Below are 21,428 nucleotides of genomic sequence, written 5' to 3'. Positions count from 1 at the left end.
ATGTGAGCTTGAGCGCGCAGTGCAAAAACGTGCTTGAAGGACGGGCTCGGACCTGTGATCCGGAAACCGGAATGGAGAACTACATGAACTGAAGCATTTCGACCTTGATCCGATGCTCCTCATGTGAGCCTTTCCTCAAGGGCCACAAGAACGACTACCGGGATGCCGAGGCCATCGCTGAGGCGGTGCAACGGCCCACCATGTCGTTCGTGGCGATCAAAACGCCCGAGCAGTTGGATCTGCTCGCCTTGCACCGGGTCCGCTCGCGCCTGGTCAGTCAGCGCACCGGCGTCACCAACCAGATCCGCGGCTTCCTTCTTGAGCGGGGCATCACCGTGCGCCAGGGGCTCGCGCCCTTGCGTCAAGCGCTGCCGGGCATCCTGGGCTCGTACTCTGATGCCCTCTCAGCTCGCATCGTTCGCCTCATTGCCGATCTGGCTGAAGACTGGCGTCAGCTCGACGAGCGCATTGCTGCCGTGTCGGCCGAGATCGAAGCGCTTGCCGCCCAGGACGAGCACTGTCAGCGCCTGATGAGCGTGCCGGGCGTGGGACCGATCATCTCATCCGCCGTGGTGGCGGCGATCGGCACGGGTGCAGGGTTCAAGCAGGGGCGGGACTTCGGCGCCTGGCTCGGGCTGGTGCCGAAGCAGGAATCGACCGGCGACCGCACCATCCTGGGCAAGATCTCGAAGCACGGCAACAAGTACCTGCGGACGCTGTTCGTCCAGGCGGCTCACGTCGTTCTGGTGCGCCGGCCGCATGGGGCAAAGCTCGGCCTGTGGCCCTGGATCGAGGCGGCGGGCCGGAGGCTACACCGCAACATGCTGGTGATTGCGCTCGCCAACAAGCTCGCTCGCATCGCCTGGGCGGTGCTGGCGCGAGGGCATGCTTATCAGGCGAGGAGCGCCGCTCATGCCATGTGAGATGAGAGCGCTTCAGTCTCTTGCTGTAACGATCAGCCCTGAGGAGAGGACGATGAGATCGGTGATCTCATCAGGGGCTGTCCTGCCGAGGTCTGCGAGATGAAGAAGGAGATGGACGAACGGTCTGCCCGGCGCAACCACAAGACTGGGTGCCATGATGGCCCACAGAGGTCTTTCCGCTAGTCAGCCTTGGATGCGCGCGGATTCCCATGATGGCCCGGAGCTGACGCTCCACACAGAGGCCGAATACATTGATGCAGCTCTCACGTTCGTCAGTCCGCCAACATCATCTTGCGACGCACGGCCGGACCATACATCATGGCACATCTCGGAAGAACCGCACTGGTCAGCTCGTGACGTGGTAAGCGGACCTTCATTGCATTTGCTGCTTGTTACTCTTTGACCCGTTCCGAACCGTCCTGAGGTTAGGACACATGGCCGGTAGATGATCGCGATCATGTCGCCCATGCCTGCGCGGCCGTGCTGGCCTGCCGTGAGACCAACCGGAGGCTCGACCTGGAGTTCGAGAACGACTGGAAGGCGCTCCTGTGCGTGCTGTACCTTCCGGCCAGCGTCGTTCTCCTGAGCCAACCCGGTTCCGGCGCCCTGATCCTGATCTATGCGCTGGGGTTGCTGCTCCTGCTGTCCGGCCTCGTCCGCATACAGCTGGGGTGCTTCCTGCCAGGAACACGGCTGGATCATGCTCCTGTCGGGTTTGTTTGGCGCCCTGGCGGGCCTCTCCATCCTGACGGGTCTCTCGAGAGCGACGCTCTGGAGCCTTGCCTTTCTTCTGAGCATCGACCTCATGGCGTGGGGTGACTGTCCTTTGCCTGGCTGCCTTCGCCTGCCGACGGCGGACAGACCCGACGACCGTGAGCGACGCAACTGGCAGCGCCAGAGGGGCCGCGTGGAGCATGCATTGCTTTATCGGGAAACGGCACCAGACAGGTTGCGTCCGAGATCGTCCGCGTAGGTCCCGAGATTCTCGCGCGTCCGGGGATCGATGATCGCGACGGGAGCGGAGACTGCCAGCGGGAGCGGAGACTGCCAGCCCCGCCGCGGTGCCCACTGCGGACGCCGCTCCGGTCGTGACCTGAATGATCCGGTCGCCGACGCCGACGCGGGAATCCGTCAGGGTCTGACCTTCGGCCAGTTCGCGGCCGATGATGCGCACCACCTCGGGACTGCGGGCAAACCTGCTGTGGGTGAGGGGATCGCCCGTGCGGAGGCCGGAGGGGTTGAGCACCGTGATGCCCGCCCGCTCCAGGTCCGTGCGGTAGGGCTCCCGCTCGGGATCGATGGCACCGAGGCGTGCCCCGTCGCCCCAGATCCGCCGTGAGATCGCCAGCGCCCGATCGTCCTGGGAGACGAAGAGCGTGAAGCTCGGACGGGATTGGCCCATGTCCAGGACGGCTTCGCGGAACAGATCGACGTCCACGTCGGGGGCGGCGAGGAGCACGTTGCGGATCTTGGGAGCGACGCGTCCGTCCCTGATCGCCATCTGACGAAGCGCTTCCAGGGTGACCCAGTTGCCCATCGAGTGCGCGAGGATCGAGATCTCCCCGACCGCCGGATCACTGGCCAGGGTCCGGAGCGTGCTCTCGAGCGCGTTGCGGGAATAGGTGTTGCTCTCGCGGTCGTAGCCGTAGGCCAGCACGCTGCCGCGCGAGGGCCAGGTGAACAGCACCGGCACCACGGGCGTGCCGGCATCGTGCACGATCTGTGCGAAGCGGAAGACCGCATCGTCGAAGCGGTTGTTGAAGCCGTGAATGAACACGAGCACGCGCCGCTGCGGCACGCTCCGGACGGTGCGGTGGAACCAGGCGGTGGCCTGCTTGCGGTCGATCACGTCGGCCTTGAGGGTCACGAAATCGGTCGCGGGATTGCCGGGGACGCTCTGCGGCCACTGCACCTCGCCTTCCTTGCGGTTGGCTGCGGGCGGGATCGAGACCGTGAATTCGGCAAAGGACAGCTCAGGCCCACGACCGCCCGAGAAGAACTCCTGCGGGTCCGTCGCGCGCAGGCGCGTCGTGGCGACCAGCATGTCGACCTTGCTCGCGCCGGGGACCGTGTCGGGCACCGGCAGAAGGGTGCCCCTCGGGCTGGCGCACCCGGCCACGCCTGCGCCCAGGACCCAAAGTCCGATAGCCCACGGCCAGAGGCGGATGAGGCGTGGCGAAGGCATGTGGGGAACCCTCTCTCATGCGGCGACGCATGCGCGTCAGCGAGTGAGGGGCATAGCCGAGCGGAGGGCCAGCGAGATCTTCCCTGAATAGAGAACGGGAAAACCCGGCCGTTCGTCTTGAAGCGGGAGACCGTCGCATCCCAGAGGCGAGGCTCTCCCGCGCGTCCGGTCACCGTCAGTGGATGCAATGGCGCCGACCTGGCTGCCGCATCAGTTCGCGTTCGCTAGCCAGCGCAGCCCGCAGGCCGGCACAGAAACCAGGCTCGTGAGCCTGTCGTGGAAGTCGGGCCATCGCATGTCGACCCTCCCTGTCGAAAGGTCCGCCCCTCACCATACTCCTCCATCGGAACGGCATTGGGTATCGGGTCATGTCCCGGGACGGCATCTGGAAATCCCCGGCTTGCCGCGAAAAAGGCCGATGGTCACGGGCTCCGTTCCAGACCGCGGGCATGCCGCAATCCGCTGCCGCAGCACCCTCACCGAAGCCCAATTTTCGGCGCAGGCCGAGCACCGCTCAGGGTAAATCCTCGCAGTGTTCGGGGTTTTCCCCAATGGCCCCGATGCTGCAGCCACGCCATAGTTTCTCCGCCCGCGAAGGGGACGCGGGAATCTTTGCGGGGAGCAACGTCATGCGGAGTCGATATGCCCTGTCGGGTGCGGTCATGGCGCTTGCCGTTGGCGGATGCGTGTCGACGAGCGAGACCCCGGCTGCGGGCAGCGGTCCGATCGTCCCTGCCGCCTTCGAACGGGAGCGCCTGATCGGACGGTGGGGCGTGGCGTCCTTCCACGACGAGAAAGACCGAAGACGCACCGAGAGCGAGGCCCGAGCCCAGTGCAGCCAGGCCTACGCGATCTCGAAGGGACCGACGGACGGGGTGATGATGCATGTCGCCGATGACCCAAAGCGCTACGAACTGCGGCTCAAGGGCGATGCCGCGGGCCGAACGTATCTCGGCTTCGAGGCGCCCCCGGGCCATCCGCAGGACCGCGAGATACTCTCCTCAACCGACAGCCTGATGACCATGCGCTTCGTCGATCCGGACGCGAACCGGCGCTACGGCACCTTCGTGTACGTGCGCTGCCGCGCCTGACGGTCGAAATCACCCAACGATCCCGGAGAACGTCATGACAGCAACAGCACGATCGGCAGGGTTGGAGGCGGCAAGGCTGCCGACGGCGGTGGTCGCCTTAGTCATCCTCTGCCTGATGGTCTTCCTTCCCATGCCCGCAACGGCCCAGGCGCGCTTGCCGGCTGCCGGGCAGGAGACCCTCGACATCGCCGACGAGCCCGGACGCATCTCGACGGAAGAGGCCGTGATCCGCGACGGGCCCTATGCGCGCCAGGTCGTGTTCTTCCGGTCCAGCGAGCCTCCCGGGACACTCGTCGTCCACACCTCGGAACGGTTTGTCTATCTCGTCCAGGGCAACAACCGGGCCTTGCGCTACGGCATCGGCGTCGGCCGCGAGGGTTTCCAGTGGTCCGGGCTCGTGCGGATCAACCGCAAGGCCGAGTGGCCGGACTGGCGGCCACCGCCCGAGATGCTCGCCCGGCAACCGTATCTGCCGCGCTTCATGGCAGGAGGAACGGGCAATCCCATGGGGGCCCGCGCCCTCTATCTCGGCTCGACGGTCTTCCGCATCCACGGCACCAACCAGCCGGAGACGATCGGTCAGTCGATCTCGTCCGGCTGCTTCCGCCTGGCCAACGGCGACATCATCGACCTCTACGCCCGCGTGCCGCTCGGCACGAAGGTGGTAGTGCGCCACGGCGCCACCCTCTGACCCATTCAGGTTCCTCAATCCGCCCAGCATTTACAGAGATCACTCATCATGTGGACCATTGCCAGAGCCTGCGCACCCTCTCCCGCCGCAGGCATGACCGTCGCTCTGCTGCTCGCCACCGCCGCGCCCGCCGGGGCCGGAATGCTCGAGACGGTAAAGCAGCGGGGGACCGTGCAATGCGGCGTCAGCGAAGGCCTCTACGGCTTCTCCGAGAGGAACGGCCAGGGAGAGTGGTCGGGCTTCGACGTAGATTTCTGCCGCGCGCTGGCGGCCGCGGTGCTCGACGATCCCGCGAAGGTGACGTTCGTACCCCTGTCGGCCGGCGAGCGGTTCGAGGCGCTGCGCGCGGGCCGCATCGATCTCCTGTCCCGGAATTCCACCTGGACCCTGGAACGGGAGGCCGGCCTCGGCCTCGCCTTCGCGGGCGTGACTTACCACGATGGCCAGGGCTTCATGGTCATGGGGGACCTCAACGTCACGTCGGCCCTCGAACTCGACCGGGCAAAGATCTGCGTCGAGGCAGGAACGACGAGCCAACTCAACGTCGCCGACTTCTTCGCAGCCAACTCAATGACGTTTGAGGAGCGCGCGTTCCCGACTGCCGCTGCTGCCCTCGAGTCCTTCCAGTCGGGCCAATGCAACGTCCTGACAAGGGACCAATCCGCACTCTATGCCGAGCGCCTCAAGCTCGCGCGGCCAGCCGATGCCGTCGTCCTGCCGGACGTCATATCGAAAGAACCGCTGGGGCCGGTGACGCGGGCAGACGACTTCGCCTGGTTCAACATCGTGAAATGGTTGAACCAGGCGAAGTCGTCTGCCCGCGTCAACGCCGAGGAGCTCGGGATCAGGGCAGGAAACGCGGGCGAGGCGGCAGGCTCCCCCAAGCCGGACGTGCGCCGCTTCGCCGGCGCTGAGGGTGGCCTGGGCAAACTTCTCGGGCTCAATGACGACTGGGCGGTCCGCGCGGTCCAGGCTCGAGGGAACTACGCCGAGATCTACGAACGGAATGTCGGGGTTAATTCGCGCCTCGGCATCCCGCGCGGCCTCAACCAGCTCTGGAGCATGGGGGGCATTCTCTACGCCCCTCCGCTCCGGTGAGCGCGGAGGCTATCCATTGTCCTAGTTCTATCGGCAGCTCTGGAGACAGTGCAAACAGGCGCAACTCCTGCTCATCGGACTCTCGCTCGCGACCGCCGTCCTGCCGCCGTGCTGTTCCAGCAGATGATGCAAAGGCTGCTGGAATACCCTGATGTGAGGCTGTTGGATTTTCCCGGCGGCAGCGGCAGCGCCCCGGCGTGGGCTGGCATCGTTGCTATGCCGGCAGGACGACCACCTTCGTCTTGACCGGCGTGCGTGAGTACAGATGCATCATGTCCTGGGTGAGGAGGCCGACGCAGCCGCTTGTGATGCCGGAGCCGATCGATTCGGCGTCGAGGCTGGCGTAGATCGTGTAGAGTGTGTAAGCGCCGTTCTGATAGAGATGAAGCGTGCGGGCGCCGAGCGGGTTGTCGAGGCCACCCGGCATGCCGCGGGCCCATTTTGCCGCCTCGGGCTGGCGCCGGATCATCTCCCTGGGCGGGGTCCAGGTCGCCCATTCGCTCTTGCGCCCGACATAGGCGTCACCGCTCCACCGGAACCCGTCGCGGCCGACATTGGCGCCATAGCGGGTGGCGGATCCGTTGTCCTCGATGCGGTAAACGTAGTAATTGCCGGGGTCGACGATGATCGTACCGGGCGCCTCTTTGGTGTCGTAGCGAACTGTCCGGCGATAGTATTTCGGATCGACCTTGCTGACATCGACCGCCGGGATCGGGAATTTCTCATCGGGCACCGGCCCGTAGACCTTCGCCGCCTCGGCGAAGCTCATGCCATCGGATGTCGCGCAACCGGCCAGCCCCAGCGCGCCGACACCGGCGGCCGAGCCGATCAGAAACGACCGGCGGCTGAGAAGCCCCGCCCGACGCCCGAGCAAAGCTGTCTCGTCGATCTCGGCAGCATCGGTATTCCCACTGTCCATGCTCATGATTTGGCAGTTTCCCATGTCCTGTTGCCCGACGAGAAAATACTCCGGCATACACCCGCTGAACGTCTTGCTGAGCTGAGATTGCCGTCACAGGGCTCGATTGGCAAGCCCGGGCCTTCGCCGCGCCCGCCATGCATCATGGTCGGTGACGTCCACGCGGTCTCGCAGTCTCACGTCGCGTGGCGCTCGGCTTGGCCCCATCGATAGCCCCCGCGGAGCCGGGCCGACCGGCCTGATCGCCACCATCCTGATGCACGTCGAGGCACTCGCGTTGTATATCTGACCCGCGGGCGGTCATCGACTCAATCTATCGATTTCGCGGGACGTGCTGGGTCGGCTCCATTCAGCCAATCGCAATCCATAGGTCGACATCGCCGAAGTGTCGGGCTTTGCCGCCGAACGCCAGCCTGGGGCCAACAGTATCGCGACTTCGGCTTCTGGTATAGCCGAAGGTATTGTAGCAAAAGCTGGCCATGGTGTTTTCTCTTGTTGAATGGGCATTGTGCAGGGCACTCATGCCGTCCGGCACTGAAGCCGACATCACGCTAACGTCGCGCTGATACCGAACGGCTGATCTTGCATGCAGTGCCTCCTGCTCAGCGATCGACTCTTGCCTGAAGGTGCGCAGGATACCGATCCCCTTGCACTGTGATCTTCGAGACGGCGTCTTTGATATGGTGCAGATCGTCGAGCTTCAGCTCGACGGCAGCCGCTCCGATGTTCTCCTCCAAGCGATGTAGCTTCGTGGTGCCGGGGATCGGTACGATCCAAGGCTTCTGCGCCAGCAGCCAGGCGAGCGCGATCTGCGCCGGGGTCGCCTGCTTGCGGGCCGCGATCTGACCAAGCAGATCGACGAGAGCGTGGTTTGCCTTGCGGGCCTCCGGCGAGAACCGCGGGACGACATTGCGAAAGTCCTTGCTGTCGAACGTCGTGGTCTCGTCGATCTGCCCGTAAGAAATCCTTTACCAAGGGGGCTGAAGGGGACGAAGCCGATCCCGAGTTCCTCCAGCGTCGGCAGGATTTCCTGCTCGGGCTCTCGCCACCATAGGGAATACTCGCTCTGAAGGGCGGTGACCGGCTGCACCGCATGAGCGCGCCGGATCGTCTGGACGCCGGCCTCGGACAGTCCGAAATGCTTGACCTTGCCGTCTTGGATTAGGTCCTTCACTGTGCCAGCGACATCCTCGATCGGCACATTCGGGTCGACCCGATGCTGGTAGAAGAGATCGATGACATCGGTCTTGAGCCGCTTCAGCGCCGCCTCGGCGACCTCCCTGACGTGCTCGGGGCGGCTGTTCATGCCGCTCTGCCCGCCATTAGCATCGAATTCGAAGCCGAACTTGGTGGCGATCGCCACCTGATCGCGGAACGGAGCGAGCGCCTCGCCCAGTAGTTCCTCGTTCTTGTACGGACCATAGGCCTCTGCGGTGTCGAAGAAGGTGACGCCGCGCTCAAAGGCCGTTCGGATCAGCGTGATCGCGTCCTGCATATCGGTGGCCGGGCCGTAGCCATAGCTCAGTCCCATGCAGCCGAGGCCAATGGCCGAGACTTCCAAGTCGCTGCTGCCGAGTTTGCGCTTCTGCATTGTGATGTCCTTGAAGGGATAATCAGCCGATCATTGGCCCTGGTACTGCTCGTCGGTGACGTGCTCCATCCAGTCGACGGGCGAGCCGTTGAACTTCTCCTGGATCGCGATATGGCTCATGGCCGTGGTTGCGGTGGCGCCGTGCCAGTGCTTTTCGCCAGGCTCGAACCAGACCACGTCGCCCGGCCGGATCTCCTCAATGGGTCCACCCTCGCGCTGCACCCAGCCGAGGCCCGACATGACGATCAGGGTCTGGCCTAGCGGGTGCGTGTGCCAGGCCGTGCGGGCCCCGGGCTCGAAGGTGACATGGGCGCCCGCAACCCGGGCCGGATCGGGCGGGCTGAACAGCGGGTCGATTCGCACGGTGCCGGTGAACCATTCCGCCGGCCCTTTGCCGGAGGGCTGTGAACCGCTTCGCTTGATCTCCATCGTCCTTCTCCTTCGATGATGGCAACTGGGCCGTCGTGGGACGGCTGGCGGGGTGGACAGGCACTGATCTAATCCGAGCGGGCTCGGTCGATTAGATGTTGAAATCCGCATGCGCCTATATTCGGAGTTCATGAATGCACCGTCGCGCTGGACGACGCGGCGGCTTTCTTGCCGCGGAGGAGGGGCAGGCTTTACCGAGCAGCGTTGGAGCCAAGCAGCTCGCAGGCGGACGATCGCCCTCAGCCGCATCATCCTCAACGGCGCTGCCGTCCCAGCTAACGTTTCAGCCTTCCGCCAGGGTCCAGGCAAAGAAGCTTGGCCGGCAGGATGCTTAGTTCGCCGGATCCGGTGTCTGCTAGGTGATCGATCAACTCGTCAGCTATGCCATCGCAGGTCGGTTGAGCTGATCTCTCACGTCGGCCGGCATAAGCAATTGGTGTGATGCCGCTGAGCGTCTGGTCTGCTCCTCCGAACGAGCGCGCTGGCTGATGGGAATCTGCCCTGTGTTCATCCGACAGGAATGACGCTCCTGGCACTCCCCGGACCAAAGGGCGTGGTCCGCTTCGGCGCGCGAGAGCTGAAATTCGTTGAACGGCCTAGTGTGAAGGTTTGACCCAAAGCAGTCAGTCGCGAGGGGCCCCTAAAGTATGACTCTTACAACAGTCGCGGCGGGGCTCCTCCGGCCGACTGGACGGAGAGAGCACCCGCCTTGATCCCGTCTGCCAGGCTTCTCTCGATATCGGACGTGCCGAGCCAAGAATGCAGGAAACCTGCGTTGAAAGCATCGCCCGCTCCGGTGGTGTCGACCACGTTAGCGGGAAGTGCCTCTGCCGAGACACGTGCCGTCCCACGGGATGCCATGGCGCCGTGTTCGCCACGTTTCAAGACGACCAGCGGAAAATGCTCCTGCAGATGACGCAGGATGGCCTCGGCTGATTTTTCACCGGTCAGCGCCTCTCCCTCCTCGACATTGGGGAGGAAGACATCGACTCCTTCGCATGTCTCAAAGAACCCTGCATCCTGACGGATCAGCTGATCGTCCCAACTCGGATCGAGCGAGACCGTCAGGCCGCAATCCTTCGCCATGACGATTACGTCGGGATTGTCCTTGAGAGTGGCGAATTCCGCAATGTGCAGGTGAGCGATGTCGGGCGCCGAGAGCGCCTCTTCCAGGGACGCCGGCCGGGAGGTGCCGGCACGCCGGGATACGAAGGCTCGCTCTCCGTCTTTCACCAAGGCAACGGTCGGCTGGGGACCGGCGTCGTGGGATCGCTCGACGAAGGCCAGGTCGATCCCGCTTCCTTCAAGCTCCGGATTGAGGCTTTGCGAGAGCGGGTCCGTTCCCAGACGTGCGAGCAGAGCCGACGGTCGGCCGAGGGATGCAAGATGAGCCGCCGTGATATAGGCGCCGCCACCCGCGGCGATCGTCACGGCTTCAGCAAAGCGCTCGCGACCAAGCACCGGCATGTCAGGCAGGCCCGTGAAGATGATGTCGCAATAGATCCGCCCAAGGCACAGAACCTTGTTCCGCTCAGAGGACTTCTCGGTCATTGGGAAGCCAGTGCCTTCTCTGTCGCCTTGTCGAAGTAATAAAGCCTCTCCACCGGAGCATGCAGGGTCAGCTGCTCGCCGATCTTCGGGATCTGCCGCCCCGGCGCTGAGCCGATGACGGTCTGATCGCCGCTCTCGATGTGAACGAGGGTCTCGGAACCTAGGGTTTCCACGACGACGACCGTGCCGGACACGGACAGGCCCGGCACTCCGGGCACTCCTGGGGCGAGGTCCTGTGGGCGAACGCCGACCAGAACCTCGGACGACGATGCCGACAGGGACGGAACCTTGATGGAGCCGCCCACCGACAGATCGGCCTCTCCTTGCTTCAATGATGCCGGGAGCAGATTCATCGTCGGGCTGCCGATGAAGCGTGCAGTGAAGACGTCGACGGGCTTCTCATAGAGTTCCAGCGGGGAGCCGACCTGCAGGATCCTGCCGTCGCGCATCACGACGATCCTGTCGGCCATGGTCATGGCTTCGACCTGATCGTGGGTCACGAACACGGACGTGGTGCCGAGCCGGTGATGAAGCCGCTTGATCTCGATGCGCATCTGGGTGCGCAATTGGGCATCGAGATTGGAAAGAGGCTCATCGAACAGGAACGCCGCAGGATCGCGGACCATCGCGCGCCCAATGGCAACACGCTGGCGCTGACCGCCCGACAAAGCCGACGGACGGCGCTCCAGGAGATGCGACAGGCCAAGGGTCTGCGCAACCTGCTCCACCCGCGCGCGCTTTTCGCTCTTGGAGAGTTTCGACCGGTAGAGGCCGAAGGCGATGTTGTCGGCAACGGTCACGTGCGGATAGATGGCGTAGTTCTGGAACACCATGGCGATGTTCCGGTCCTTGGGCTGAAGGTCGTTGACGACGCGTCCGTCGATTCGAATCTGGCCGCCGCTGATCTCCTCGAGGCCGGCGATCATCCGCAGGGTCGTGGACTTGCCGCATCCAGACGGCCCGACCAGCACGACGAACTCGCCGTCGTGGATCGCGAGGTCGATGCCATGGACGACCGCCGTTTGCCCGTACTTCTTGACGAGGCGATCGATTTCGATAGTCGCCATTAGCGGGCTCCGAGAAGGGCGTTGAAACGGGACCGAAGGTCCTGGGCGGATGTCTCGGCGCGGCTCTTCGCGCTCTGCATCCGGGTGCGGAAGCTAGCGATTTCCTGATTGTAGCCGGCAATCGCCTGGGAAAGTGCCTCTGGCGCCGGGCCACCGAGCCGGTCGCGGACGGCGACGAAGTTTTCTGCCGAAACGATCTCGGCGAATTGGGTCGGAGTGACGCTCGTTCCGCGACCCGCCCAGCGATTGAAGGCGGCCTGAAAGGCGTCGTACCCATCGCTGGCGATGTCGCCGCCGATGGCGACGACGGAGCGTGCGACATCTGCCGCGATCTCGTGCGCTTCGCGGAACGACAGTCCTTCCAGGCGAACGAGGCTGTCGGCGAGCTCCGTCACGGTGATGCAGCTGCGGCGGATGTTCTGGCGAACCCTATCGGCATCGACTTTCAGCGCGGGAACCAGCGCGGCGAGCAGATCGAGGACACGTCCACCACTCTCGAAGGCGCCATAGCCGAAGCCCTGGCTTTCGCCTTCGCTGTCGTTCATGTCGGTGAAGGGGGTGTTGTGCATGATCGTGAGCATCGCCTGCGCCCGACCGACGGTCTGGGAGGACAGATGCCGCATATGCTCGATCGGAACGGGATTGCGCTTCTGCGGCATGATCGAGCTGATCTGCACGAAAGCATTGGGAACATAGATCTGTCCGACCTCGAAACTCGTCCAGAACTGCAGATCCTGAATGAAGCGGCCGAGATGCAGGAAGACCAGCTCGATGGCCGAATAGGTCGACGTGATGTAATCGACGGATGCGATGCAACCGTATGAGTTCTGGAGGGGGCGGCTGAAGCCGAGCAAGTGTGCCATCAGATCGCGATCAATGGGAAAGCCGCTCGTGGTGATGGCGGCCGCTCCCATCGGGCTCCGGTCTACGATGTCACGAGCTGCTTCCACGCGGGCAATGTCGCGCAGCAGGGTCTCGAGCACGGCGGACAGATAATGGCCGAGGACGGTCGGCTGAGCGGGCTGCCCATGGGTGTAGGCGACGATCAGGGTCCTGCTTTCCCGTTCCGCTACCGAGGCGAGGGTTTCGGCCAGCCGGACCAGGCGCTCCAGCAACGGGTCTATGCGGTGCTTGAGGCCGAGCTTGAACAGAGTGTGGTCGATATCGTTGCGGGAGCGCGCCGTATGCAGCCGCCCGGCGAGGTCTGGCCCGAGGCGGGCGCGAAGCTGCTTCTCGATGAGGAAGAAGAAGTCCTCGACCTCGCCGGTATAGGTCAGGGCGCCGACATCGACATCGCGGTCGATAGCTTCGAGAGCCTGGGCAATCGGACGGGCCTGCTTGATGGTCAGGATTCCGGTCTCGTGGAGCATGACGAGATGCGCGCGGTCGATGAGGCGAAAGCCCTCGACATGATGATCCTTGGCTCCGTCGAACAGGGGACGCAGCACGGTCTCCTTGTAGACCGGATCCGGGAAGGTGGATGTGTCGTTGAAGGTGCCTGCAGTCATCGGCTTCAGCCTTTCAATCCGGCCAGCATCACGCCTCGGACAATGTAGCGTTGGAGGAACAGGAAGATGATGAGTGTGGGAAGGGTGGCGATGCTTGCGCCCGTCATGATCTTTTCCCACTGGATGGACTGCTCCACTGCGAAGCTGGAGAGCCCGACCGGCAACGTATAGAGTTCTGCGCTCGTCGTTACGATGAGCGGCCAGAAGAAGGCCGTCCAGTTGCCGAGAAATGTGAAGATCGCGAGAGCCGACAGGGCGGGAGTCACAAGCGGCATGGCGATCTTCCACCAGATGGTGAACTCGTTCAGACCGTCGATCCTTGCCGCTTCCAGGAAGTCATCCGGCACCCCTTCGAAGAACTGCTTCATCAGAAAGGTCCCGAAGGCCGTCATCATGCCCGGAAACATGATGCCCCAGTAGCTGTCCAGCCATCCGAATTGGCTCGCCATGAGATACCAGGGCAGCACCAGCATCTCGGTCGGGATCATCAGTGTGGACAGAATGGCGATGAAAACGATGTACCGGCCGCGGAACCGGAATTTGGCCAGCGTGTAACCGACCAAACTGTCGAAGAACACGTTCGAGAGAGTGACGATCACCGCCACGATCATCGAGTTGATGAACCAGCGCGTGAAGCGTCCGTCACCAAGGATCTCGATATAATTGTCGAGGGTCGGCGCTGCCGGGATCACGCGAAGGTCGTAGACCTGCGAGGCATCCTTGAGGGACGTGGATAGCATGAAGAGGAGGGGCGTCACCATGATGACGCCGCCGATGAACAGGAGCGTCCAGGCGACAATCCTGCCGGGCCTGATCCGCGACATGGGCAGAGACCTGTGGGATGATGCAGCGTGGGTCATCAGCGGTCTCTCATGATGCGCAGTTGGACGAGGGAGATCGCGAGCAGGATCAGGAACAGCGCAACCGTCTGGGCGGCAGCGTATCCCATCTCGTAAGAGCTGAAGGCCGTCTGATAGATCATCAGCACGAGCGGCTTGGTCGAATTCAGCGGACCGCCGGGATCGTTCGTATTGATGTTGTAGACCTGATCGAAGATGCGCAGGAAGCCGATGGACGAGAACACGACGAGAAAGACGAGAGTCGGCTTGAGCAGGGGAATCGTGATCTTCCGCAGGATCGCCCCTTCCGACAGACCGTCAATCCGCGCGGCTTCGTAATAGGTCGTCGGAATGGCCCGCAATCCGGCGAGAAAGATGATGATTTGGAACCCGAGACCCGCCCAGATGGCCGGTGCGAGAACCGCCGGCAGCGCTTGAGTGGTGGAGCGGAGAAAAGGTTGCTGCGGGATGCCGAAGCCTGTGAGGATGTCATTGATCACCCCGATGGGGACGGGCTGATAGAACCAGCGCCAGACCCATGCCATCGCGGCCGCCGTCGTGAGAAACGGCAGGAAGTACAAGGCACGAATGAACGAATGCATGAACCGCACGCGGTCGAGGTAATACGCGACGACGAACGAGATCAGCAGGCTGATCGGCGTGCCGAGGACCAGGTAGAGGAAGGTGTTGCGGAACACCTGCCAGAAGAGCGGGTCCGCGAAGAGCCTCTTGTAGTTCTCCAGGCCCACGAAGGCGGCGGGCCGCGTGATGCTCCAGTCCGTCACGGACAGGTAGAAGGCCTGGAATGTCGGCCAGAAGCGGATGACGACGTAAAAGAGAAGGGGAATCGCGAGGAAGCCCCACGCCCATATCAGCTGTTTCTGGCCAAGGCTCATCCTCGACCAGAGGCCGCCGGCGGCGGCCTCTCGATGTGCGACAACGGACATGAACTTGTTCCCCGCAGGCTCGACTTATCAACGCTTGGCGCGATCGAGGATCGCCTGCTCGGCTTCGGCAGCCTTGGCGAGCGAGGCCTTCGGTTCTTCGCCACCGATCAGGACGCGGTTTGCCATGTCGATGGCGGTCTGCCGCTGAGCAGCCTCATCCTTGAACAGGGTCGTGTGGGCGTATTCCAGGCCCTTAAGGAACGGACCATAGACGGGATGCGCGATGTTCTCAGGCGTGAGAGCCGCAGTCCGCCGGGCCGGCAACTCACCGACGACGTCCATCCAGATCTTCATGGCTTCGGGCGAGGAGACGTAAGTCAGGAACTTCTCGGCTGCCGCAAGCTTTTCGCCCTCCGCCTTGGTCGTGATCGCGTTGGCGAAATAGCTGGCATAGTTGCTGCGCACGCCCTGTGCGTTGGCGGGAAGTTCGGTCACTCCCCATTCGAAGCTCTTGATCGTAGCGAAGGAACCAAGGCGGAACGTGCCGTCGATGGTCATGGCTGCGAGGCCCGCGCGGAAGGCGGCCTGTCCTTCGTCCATAAACCCAGTCTGGCCGACCTTATGCTTCTTCTGTAGGTCCGTGTAGAAGGTGAGCGCCTTCAGGCCCGCCTCGTCGTTGTAGACGACCTTGGTATCGTTGTCCGTGTAGGGAACCCCGCCGAATTGGCGGATCAGGACTTCGCGCCACCATTGGTGATCCTGCCCACCCATGTCGAGCGTCATGCCAGCGGAGACGATATTGCCGCTGCCGTCGCGCTTGGTGGTTTTCTCGGCCGCGGCGACGAGCTCCTCAAGCGTCTTGGGCGGGTTGTTGGGGTCGAGACCCGCGTCCTTGAAGGCCTTCTTGTTGTAGAAGAGGGCAAGAGAACGCACCGCAGTCGGCAGTCCGTAATAATCGTTGCCACGCTTCATGGCGTTCACGATCGGGAAGAAATCGCGCTCGATATCCGCAGACGGGAAGGCCTCTGCCCGCAGCGGGCGGATCATCTTGCCGGAGATGAAATTGTCGGTCCAGCCGTAGAAGAGCTGCACCACGTCCGGCCCTTGACCGGCAAGGATCGCGGCGGCGACCTTCGTCTGGTAATCGGCGTAGGGGAAGGTGGTCTGCTTGACCTTGATGTCGGGATTGGATTCCTGGAACTTCGCGATCAGCTGGGTCATCGCCTTGACCCGCGTGTCGAAGACATACTGCCAGTATTCGATCTCGACGGCCTTCGCGCCGGTGGCGGCCAGGGTGACGACGCTTAAGGCGACGCTCGCGAACAAGTGACGAAAACGCATATCCCTCTCCATTTTTTGTTGGCGCAGGGCGCCGACATTTCTCTGGTGGCGGCCTTCGGAAGGACCGTTCCGGGCTTAAGGCTCCATGAGAGTTATGACCCTGTCAATAAGATAATTCACTTGAGTTATTCATTGCCCCGGTTCATCGTCCGATGCACGGAGTGGTGGGAATGCCGAGAAAAGCCAAAGTCGGAAAGCCATCGACGATCGGAAGCAATCCGGAGCGGAACCGCTCGCACAATCGACGCGTGGTGCTGGATGTCGTGCGCCAGTTCGGCCCGGTCGGGCGGATGGAGATATCCCGTCATGCGCATCTGAGCACCCAAGCCGTCTCGAACATCGTCGAGGATCTCGTCGCCGACGGGCTGCTGATCAGGACCGGCCGGCTCAGGGCAGGGCGGGGATTGCCGCCGATCCAATTCGCCGTCAATCCGGATGGCGGAATGACAGCCGGGATCGAGATCGCAGCCGACCACATCTCAACGCTTCTGGTCGATATCGGCGGCCGCGTTCGTGCCCAACGGATTGTCTCGATCCCGCGGAACGATCCCGAGACGGTGCTTCCCGTCATCAAGGCCGAGATTGCGGCGGCGCAGGCGCAACTGCTGTCCCCCGTGCCCCAGCTCCTTGGGGTCGGAGTCGTGATGCCTGGTCCATTCAACGTCGAGGGCATGACATCCGTTGGGCCGACGACATTGTCCGGATGGCTGGATTTCGACGCGATCGCAAGCATCGGCGACATGCTGAGTGTGCCCATCACGCTGGAGAACGATGCCACCGCCGCTGCCGTCGGCGAACGCCTGCATGGCGCGGCCAGGGATCTGAAGAACTTCTGCCTGATCTATTTCGGGCAGGGGCTCGGTCTCGGCATCATGATCGACGGCCGTCCGTTTCGTGGAGCGAACGGCAATGCAGGCGAGATCGGACATGTGCCGGTGGAGAAAGGAGGGCGCCTCTGCTCGTGCGGGCAGCATGGCTGCCTCGAGGCTTATGCCTCTTTCCATTCCCTCGCGCAGCGATTGGCCACGGTTGGGATCGACGGGATCGAATACACGGATCTGGAACGCCTTCACCGCGAGCGGCACCCCATCGTCCTGTCGTGGATCGAGGAGGCCGCGGGTTATCTGGCGCCCCAGGTCGCAATGCTCGAAAACCTGTTCGATCCCGAGGCTATCGTCCTGGGCGGTGTTCTTCCGCCCGGTCTGCTGGAGGATCTCGTGCAGGCGATGCAGCCGCTTCCCCTGTCGGTCGCGCGCCGCAGGAACCGGAGCGAGGCACGCCTGATCCACGGGCGGACCGGCCGCCTTACGGCGGCGCTCGGTGCCGCCGCCTTGCCGCTCCTGGAAACGATGACTCCGCGGCTCGATACCGCCCATGCGGCCCGACGTGAACAACCGAATGAGGAGATCGCTCTTGCTGGATGACCATAGCCGTCTCGCGCGCGCCGTTCATAAGCCGGCTCTTGTCCGCCTGCACCGTGCACTGAGCCGGCTTCCGTCCGTGCTGACGGTGATGAATACGGGAGCGCATCCGGACGACGAGGCGAATGGCATGCTGGCAGCCTTGCGCTTTGCCTATGGCATGCGGATCGTGGTCGCCTGTTCGACCCGCGGCGAGGGTGGCCAAAACGCCCTCGGGCCGGAGCGGGGTGGCGCGCTCGGCGTGCTCAGGACCGCCGAGATGGAGGAAGCGGCCCGCCGCATCGATGCGGACGTGGCATGGCTCGGTCATGGACCCGAAGACCCGGTTCACGATTTCGGGTTCTCCAAGAATGGCGACGACACCCTTCGGCGATGGGGCGAGGAGCGGCTCGTCGAACGGCTCGTTCGGGCCTATCGCCAGTACCGGCCCGACATCGTGATACCAACGTTCCTCGACGTGCCAGGACAGCACGGCCACCATCGCGCGATGACCCGTGCCGCTGAATCCGCATTGGCGCTGGCGGTGGATCCTTCCGCTTTTCCGGAACATGCGGCATCGGGACTCGCACCCTGGCAGGTTCCCAAGTTCTATCTCCCGGCATGGTCGGGAGCGGGCTATGCCTACGACGACGAGGTGCCGCCGCCGGCCGCAACGCTCAGCATCCAGAATGTCGCCCGCGATCCGGTCACCGGTCTGGCCTATCGGCAACTCGGCGAGTGGTCCCGCGCGGCGCACGCCTCGCAGGGGATGGGCGTATGGCGGGACGATCCGGTCGATCAGTGGAGCCTTCATCTGAAGCTCCGAGCCGGTGGTTCACCGGACCCTGAGCGCGACCTTCGCGATCACCTGCCTGCGAACCTTCGCGATCTTGCCGGCGCATCAGGCCTGACAGGGGCCGCGGGCGCTGCTCTGCGGGAAGCACAGGAGCACATCGACGCTGCGATGGCGGCGTTCCCCGATCGCAAGGCAATCAGCAAGTCGCTCGGTCATGCGGCACGGCTGATCGATGATGCACGCAAGGGCATGGATCGCTCGGCCCTCGATCTGCTGGGGCATCGTCTCGACCGCAAGGTTCGGGAGATCGATGCCGCTATCTTCGAAGCCAATGCGAACGCGGCGAGAGCAGTCTTCCAGGGGGCGGGTCATCCGGGAGGGATGGTCGACCTTGATGTTGTCATCGATGTGCCCGGCCTTGAAAACCTCGCGGTCACCCCTCGGCTTCCCGAGGGAGTCGAGGGGAGGGAGATTTCCCGTAAGCCGGGGCATGTCCGCCATGCGATCGCAATCCCTGAAACGGCCTCTCACACAGGAAACTATCCGGAAGCATTCGATCCCATGGGCGGCAATGGTCCGGCGAGCCTCCGTATCTCTGGCGACCTGAACGGCCGCACAGTCAGGTTCGATCTCGATCCCGAGGTGCCTCTGGCGATCAGCCCCCAGCAATCCCTGTCCCTCGATCCGGCCTTTGCGATCGTGAGGACCAATGAACCGGCATCCGGCATTCGGGTCCAAACCGTGGGGGCGAATCCGACGGATTGGCAGGTGCCGGAGGGCTGGACCATCCGGCGTCAGCACAATGATTGGGTGATCGATCCGCCGCGCCAGGCGAAGACCGGTGTTTCAAGTCTTGTCCCCATCCTCGAGGGCAGGCCCGCGAGCTCGATCCAGTCCATCGCCTATCCTCATATCCAGCCAACCGTGTTCATGACACCGGCGGAACTCAAGGTTCTGACGCTGGATGTGGTCCTGCCGGCAGACGCCCGCATCGGATATGTCGGCGCCGGAAGCGACAATGTCGGGACGCATATGCGCCGGCTTGGGCTCGATGTGTCGGATCTCGCGGAAGCGGATCTGAAGGCAGGATCTCTCACCGGGTTCACGACCATCGTCGTCGGCATCTTCGCATTCGGGCTGAGACGCGACCTCCAGGCCGCGATGGGCCGACTGCATCGGTTCGTGGAGGAGGGCGGCCATCTGGTGACGCTCTACCATCGTCCGACGGATGGTTGGGACCCGGATCGGACGCCGCCTCGGCGCTTGGTCATCGGCTCGCCGTCGCTGCGCTGGCGCGTCACCGATCCTTCCGCTCCCGTGACGGTTCTCAAACCCGATAGTCCCCTGCTCACCTCTCCGAACAGGATCGGGGCAAGCGACTGGCAGGGCTGGGACAAGGAGAGGGGGCTCTACTTTGCTGCCGATTACGACTCCGTTTATGAAGAGTTGCTGTCCCTGAACGATCCTGGTGAGAACCCGCTCAGTGGATCGCTGATCTCGGCCCGCATCGGTCGAGGCCGGCACACTCACGTGGCGCTCGTGCTGCATCATCAGTTGGACAAGCTCGTTCCCGGTGCCTTCCGCCTTCTGGCGAACCTCGTTCAGCCAGCCTGAGAGGACATGGCGATCGAGCCGGAAAGCAGGTCGAGCGCGCCTCCTGTTCCTCTCTGGATCAGCGCAGGATGGCTTCTGCTCGACATGGCGCTGGTCACGACCATGCAGGCTATCGTCAAGGCTGAGGGTGAGACCTACCCGGCGGTCCAACTTGTCCTTCTGCGCTCGCTCGTCGGATTCATATCGGTGACGCCACTGGTGTGGCGTCACCGCCGGAAGCTCACGGACCTGTCGAACATTCGCGGCCACTTGGCTCGGGTCGCGTTCAACTCGGTCGCCCTGACTCTCAATTTCGCGGCCTTTGCGGCATTGCCCCTGGCGCTGGTCACCGCCATCGGATTCACCCGGCCGCTGGTGCTGCTGGTGATGGCTGCCATCATGCTCGGAGAGAGCGTGACCAGGATGCGCTATTCATTCACGGCGCTCGGTTTCATCGGTGTCATCGTCATGGTGCAGCCGGATGCGATTCCGTGGAACATGGGACTGGTTGCAGCCTTCGGATCCGTGTTCTTCGGCTCCCTGGCCATCGTCCAGACAAGGCGGCTTGCCGGCGAGAGCACCGTCGTCCTGATGCTTTTCTATACGGTCGGCCTGACGCTCCTGACCTCGATTCCCGCGGCCGTCGTCTGGGTGCCGATCCCGTGGAGCGAGTCACCGAACATCATCCTCGTCGGCGTGCTGGCGCAGGTCGGCCAATATTGCTGGCTGCAGGCCTATCAGAAGCAGGAGGCACGCCTCCTTGCGCCCATCGGATATCTGTCGATCCTCTTTTCGGGATTTGCAGGATGGCTTTTCTTTAGCGAGATCCCGTCCCTGTCCCTTTGCATCGGGGCCGCAATCGTGGTTCTGACCACGATCCTAGCCACACCCGTCGAACGCTGGCTCAAGAAGAGGGACAGAGCGTAAGATTCAGACCTGGTCTTCGCAATGACCGCCATATGCTAGTGTTGTGACTCTAACGCTTGTTTCGCACGGGCGACCTTTTCCAGGATAGCTGAGGCCGAGGCGGTCCAGACAAAGGGTCTCGGGTCGGCATTGTGGTGCTCCAGGTAGTCCATGATAGCACTCTCCAGATCGGGCACGCTCGTGAAGGCGCCCCGCCGAATGCGCTCCTGGGTGATCAGGGCAAAGAAGCGCTCAACCTGGTTGAGCCATGAGGCCGAGGTCGGCGTGAAGTGCAGGTGGAAGCGCGGATGCTTTTCGAGCCAAGCCTTCACCTTGGGGTGCTTGTGGGTGGCGTAGTTGTCCACGATCAGGTGCAGGTCGAGGCGCTTGTCGGTGTTGCGATGAATGACACGCAGGAAGCGCAGAAACTCCTGATGGCGATGGCGCTTCATGCAGGTGCCCAGGACCGTGCCGGTCGCCACATCAAGAGCGGCAAACAGGGTCGTGGTGCCATGTCGTTTATAGTCGTGGGTCATGGTGCCGGCACGGCCCTTCTTGAGCGGCAGGCCCGGCTGGGTGCGGTCGAGCGCCTGGATCTGAGACTTTTCATCAA

16 protein-coding genes and 2 pseudogenes are annotated in these 21,428 nt (G+C 63.4%); 7 read left to right on the top strand and 11 right to left on the bottom strand.

Translation table 11 applies throughout. The annotated features are described in order from the left end of the window. Positions 1–128: 128 nt before the first annotated feature. Positions 129–923, top strand: a pseudogene (locus tag FS320_RS21115) (IS110 family RNA-guided transposase); the annotation flags it as partial. A gap of 373 nt (positions 924–1,296) precedes the next feature. Here FS320_RS21115 and FS320_RS21105 read toward each other — a convergent pair. Continuing rightward, complete coding sequence (locus FS320_RS21105) at positions 1,297–3,108, bottom strand: alpha/beta hydrolase (protein WP_338105426.1); 1,812 nt, start codon at positions 3,106–3,108, stop codon at positions 1,297–1,299. A 629-nt stretch (positions 3,109–3,737) separates the two neighbouring features. Between FS320_RS21105 and FS320_RS21100 the strand changes: the two genes are divergently transcribed. From FS320_RS21100 to FS320_RS21090, 3 genes are all read left to right on the top strand, one after another. Continuing rightward, positions 3,738–4,199, top strand: coding sequence for a hypothetical protein (locus FS320_RS21100; RefSeq protein ID WP_152713926.1), 462 nt, complete (start codon positions 3,738–3,740; stop codon positions 4,197–4,199). A gap of 115 nt (positions 4,200–4,314) precedes the next feature. Then, positions 4,315–4,890, top strand: coding sequence for a L,D-transpeptidase (locus tag FS320_RS21095; RefSeq protein ID WP_152713930.1), 576 nt, complete (start codon positions 4,315–4,317; stop codon positions 4,888–4,890). Between the two features lie 48 nt (positions 4,891–4,938). Further along, positions 4,939–5,988: an amino acid ABC transporter substrate-binding protein gene (locus FS320_RS21090; RefSeq protein WP_420846754.1), complete on the top strand. Its 1,050-nt coding sequence runs from the start codon at positions 4,939–4,941 to the stop codon at positions 5,986–5,988. Between the two features lie 214 nt (positions 5,989–6,202). Here FS320_RS21090 and FS320_RS21085 read toward each other — a convergent pair whose 3' ends face one another. The 9 genes and pseudogenes from FS320_RS21085 to FS320_RS21045 all read right to left on the bottom strand — a co-directional run bounded on the left by FS320_RS21085 (position 6,203) and on the right by FS320_RS21045 (position 16,120). Beyond that, entirely contained in the window at positions 6,203–6,913 is a 711-nt protein-coding gene (locus tag FS320_RS21085) for a L,D-transpeptidase family protein (RefSeq protein ID WP_476738986.1), read from the bottom strand. 596 nt (positions 6,914–7,509) lie between these two features. Further along, a pseudogene (locus FS320_RS21080) lies at positions 7,510–8,498 on the bottom strand (aldo/keto reductase). Between the two features lie 30 nt (positions 8,499–8,528). Beyond that, positions 8,529–8,927, bottom strand: a complete 399-nt coding sequence (locus FS320_RS21075; protein ID WP_152713925.1) for a (R)-mandelonitrile lyase — start codon at positions 8,925–8,927, stop codon at positions 8,529–8,531. A 654-nt stretch (positions 8,928–9,581) separates the two neighbouring features. Continuing rightward, positions 9,582–10,478 (bottom strand): carbohydrate kinase family protein, encoded by an 897-nt coding sequence (locus FS320_RS21070; protein WP_152713924.1) that lies wholly within the window; start codon positions 10,476–10,478, stop codon positions 9,582–9,584. Continuing rightward, complete coding sequence (locus tag FS320_RS21065) at positions 10,475–11,545, bottom strand: ABC transporter ATP-binding protein (protein WP_152713923.1); 1,071 nt, start codon at positions 11,543–11,545, stop codon at positions 10,475–10,477. Before FS320_RS21065 ends, FS320_RS21070 begins: the two co-directional genes overlap by 4 nt. Further along, positions 11,545–13,053, bottom strand: coding sequence for an argininosuccinate lyase (gene argH / locus FS320_RS21060; RefSeq protein WP_152713922.1), 1,509 nt, complete (start codon positions 13,051–13,053; stop codon positions 11,545–11,547). Before argH ends, FS320_RS21065 begins: the two co-directional genes overlap by 1 nt. 5 nt (positions 13,054–13,058) lie before the next feature. Then, on the bottom strand, positions 13,059–13,913 hold the full coding sequence (locus FS320_RS21055; protein WP_152713921.1) for a carbohydrate ABC transporter permease: 855 nt from the start codon (positions 13,911–13,913) through the stop codon (positions 13,059–13,061). Then, positions 13,913–14,788, bottom strand: coding sequence for a carbohydrate ABC transporter permease (locus FS320_RS21050; protein ID WP_420846755.1), 876 nt, complete (start codon positions 14,786–14,788; stop codon positions 13,913–13,915). The genes FS320_RS21055 and FS320_RS21050 overlap by 1 nt, the downstream gene beginning before the upstream one ends. Before the next feature lie 78 nt (positions 14,789–14,866). Further along, positions 14,867–16,120, bottom strand: a complete 1,254-nt coding sequence (locus FS320_RS21045; RefSeq protein ID WP_152713919.1) for a sugar ABC transporter substrate-binding protein — start codon at positions 16,118–16,120, stop codon at positions 14,867–14,869. A gap of 170 nt (positions 16,121–16,290) precedes the next feature. Between FS320_RS21045 and FS320_RS21040 the strand changes: the two genes are divergently transcribed. Genes FS320_RS21040 through FS320_RS21030 form a run of 3 tightly spaced genes read left to right on the top strand, consistent with a single transcriptional unit; the run spans position 16,291 to position 20,836 of the window. Then, on the top strand, positions 16,291–17,544 hold the full coding sequence (locus tag FS320_RS21040; RefSeq protein ID WP_152713918.1) for an ROK family transcriptional regulator: 1,254 nt from the start codon (positions 16,291–16,293) through the stop codon (positions 17,542–17,544). After that, entirely contained in the window at positions 17,534–19,930 is a 2,397-nt protein-coding gene (locus tag FS320_RS21035; protein WP_152713917.1) for a PIG-L family deacetylase, read from the top strand. The genes FS320_RS21040 and FS320_RS21035 overlap by 11 nt, the downstream gene beginning before the upstream one ends. 6 nt (positions 19,931–19,936) lie before the next feature. Continuing rightward, positions 19,937–20,836 (top strand): DMT family transporter, encoded by a 900-nt coding sequence (locus tag FS320_RS21030; protein ID WP_152713916.1) that lies wholly within the window; start codon positions 19,937–19,939, stop codon positions 20,834–20,836. 35 nt (positions 20,837–20,871) lie between these two features. Here the strand turns inward: FS320_RS21030 and FS320_RS21025 are convergent. After that, the coding region (locus tag FS320_RS21025; RefSeq protein ID WP_152713915.1) for an IS630 family transposase at positions 20,872–21,428 on the bottom strand (557 nt) is incomplete at its 5' end.

The sequence above is a fragment of the Microvirga tunisiensis genome (genome assembly GCF_009296175.1).
Taxonomy (GTDB): domain Bacteria; phylum Pseudomonadota; class Alphaproteobacteria; order Rhizobiales; family Beijerinckiaceae; genus Microvirga; species Microvirga tunisiensis.
Note: the sequence above shows the minus strand (reverse complement) of the source record. Positions and strands in the feature narration are given on the sequence as shown.

Bases quoted from the DNA above. Each gene is read 5' to 3' on its own strand.
- FS320_RS21105 (WP_338105426.1), bottom strand. From the start codon at position 3,108: ATGCCTTCGCCACGCCTCATCCGCCTCTGGCCGTGGGCTATCGGACTT.
- FS320_RS21100 (WP_152713926.1), top strand. From the start codon at position 3,738: ATGCGGAGTCGATATGCCCTGTCGGGTGCGGTCATGGCGCTTGCCGTT.
- FS320_RS21095 (WP_152713930.1), top strand. From the start codon at position 4,315: ATGGTCTTCCTTCCCATGCCCGCAACGGCCCAGGCGCGCTTGCCGGCT.
- FS320_RS21090 (WP_420846754.1), top strand. From the start codon at position 4,939: ATGTGGACCATTGCCAGAGCCTGCGCACCCTCTCCCGCCGCAGGCATG.
- FS320_RS21085 (WP_476738986.1), bottom strand. From the start codon at position 6,913: ATGAGCATGGACAGTGGGAATACCGATGCTGCCGAGATCGACGAGACA.
- FS320_RS21075 (WP_152713925.1), bottom strand. From the start codon at position 8,927: ATGGAGATCAAGCGAAGCGGTTCACAGCCCTCCGGCAAAGGGCCGGCG.
- FS320_RS21070 (WP_152713924.1), bottom strand. From the start codon at position 10,478: ATGACCGAGAAGTCCTCTGAGCGGAACAAGGTTCTGTGCCTTGGGCGG.
- FS320_RS21065 (WP_152713923.1), bottom strand. From the start codon at position 11,545: ATGGCGACTATCGAAATCGATCGCCTCGTCAAGAAGTACGGGCAAACG.
- argH (WP_152713922.1), bottom strand. From the start codon at position 13,053: ATGACTGCAGGCACCTTCAACGACACATCCACCTTCCCGGATCCGGTC.
- FS320_RS21055 (WP_152713921.1), bottom strand. From the start codon at position 13,913: ATGACCCACGCTGCATCATCCCACAGGTCTCTGCCCATGTCGCGGATC.
- FS320_RS21050 (WP_420846755.1), bottom strand. From the start codon at position 14,788: ATGAGCCTTGGCCAGAAACAGCTGATATGGGCGTGGGGCTTCCTCGCG.
- FS320_RS21045 (WP_152713919.1), bottom strand. From the start codon at position 16,120: ATGCGTTTTCGTCACTTGTTCGCGAGCGTCGCCTTAAGCGTCGTCACC.
- FS320_RS21040 (WP_152713918.1), top strand. From the start codon at position 16,291: ATGCCGAGAAAAGCCAAAGTCGGAAAGCCATCGACGATCGGAAGCAAT.
- FS320_RS21030 (WP_152713916.1), top strand. From the start codon at position 19,937: ATGGCGATCGAGCCGGAAAGCAGGTCGAGCGCGCCTCCTGTTCCTCTC.